Below are 1,466 nucleotides of genomic sequence, written 5' to 3' on the forward strand. Positions count from 1 at the left end.
GGCCCCTTGTTTTGCGAACCATTCAGCGGGCCGGTCCGATTATTTTGGTTGTCCATGCTTGTACATACAAGTAAAGGTGTGTTTGTATATCAACCACGACACACCTGCCCGCGAACGACCGCAGAGGACCTTTCCCGTGACCGACAACAACAAATACCGTGACGTTGAAATCCGTGCCCCACGTGGCAACAAGCTGACCGCCAAAAGCTGGCTGACTGAAGCGCCACTGCGCATGCTGATGAACAACCTCGACCCGCAGGTCGCGGAAAACCCCAAGGAACTGGTGGTATACGGCGGTATCGGCCGCGCCGCGCGCAACTGGGCGTGCTACGACAAGATCGTCGAAACCCTGACCCGCCTGGAAGACGACGAAACCCTGCTGGTGCAATCCGGCAAGCCGGTCGGCGTGTTCAAGACCCACAGCAACGCCCCGCGCGTACTGATCGCCAACTCCAACCTGGTGCCGCACTGGGCCAACTGGGAACACTTCAACGAACTGGACGCCAAGGGCCTGGCCATGTACGGCCAGATGACCGCCGGCAGCTGGATCTACATCGGCAGCCAGGGCATCGTCCAGGGTACCTATGAAACCTTCGTCGAAGCCGGCCGCCAGCACTACGGTGGCAGCCTGAAAGGCAAGTGGGTGCTCACCGCCGGCCTTGGCGGCATGGGTGGCGCCCAGCCACTGGCCGCCACCCTGGCTGGCGCCTGCTCGCTGAACATCGAGTGCCAGCAGAGCCGCATCGACTTCCGCCTGGAAACCCGCTATGTCGACGAGCAGGCTACCGACCTTGACGACGCCCTGGCGCGCATCGGCAAATACACCGCCGAAGGCAAGGCCATCTCCATCGCCCTGCACGGTAACGCCGCCGAAATCCTGCCAGAGCTGGTCAAGCGTGGCGTGCGCCCGGACATGGTCACCGACCAGACCAGCGCCCACGATCCGCTGAACGGCTACCTGCCCGCCGGCTGGACCTGGGAACAGTACCGCGACCGCGCACAGACCGAGCCTGCAGCAGTGGTGAAGGCCGCCAAGCAGTCGATGGCGGTGCACGTACAGGCCATGCTGGACTTCCAGAAGCAAGGCATCCCGACCTTCGACTACGGCAACAACATCCGCCAGATGGCCAAGGAAGAAGGCGTGGCCAATGCCTTCGACTTCCCGGGTTTCGTGCCCGCCTATATCCGCCCGCTGTTCTGCCGTGGCATCGGCCCGTTCCGCTGGGCGGCGCTGTCGGGTGAAGCCGAGGACATCTACAAGACCGACGCCAAGGTCAAGGAGCTGATCCCCGACGACGCCCACCTGCACCGCTGGCTGGACATGGCCCGCGAGCGCATCAGCTTCCAGGGCCTGCCGGCGCGTATCTGCTGGGTTGGCCTGGGCCTGCGCGCCAAGCTGGGCCTGGCGTTCAACGAAATGGTGCGCAGCGGCGAACTGTCGGCGCCGGTAGTGATCGGTCGCGACC

1 protein-coding gene is annotated in these 1,466 nt (G+C 63.8%); it reads left to right on the plus strand.

Features of this window, described 5'->3' with window-relative positions; all coding sequences use genetic code 11:
* Positions 1-136: 136 nt before the first annotated feature.
* Positions 137-1,466 (plus strand): urocanate hydratase (hutU, locus tag HP546_RS30145; RefSeq protein WP_172233509.1); only part of this gene is annotated, 1,330 nt, incomplete at its 3' end.

Source organism: Pseudomonas sp. CM25, assembly GCF_013179705.1.
Taxonomy (GTDB): Bacteria; Pseudomonadota; Gammaproteobacteria; order Pseudomonadales; family Pseudomonadaceae; genus Aquipseudomonas.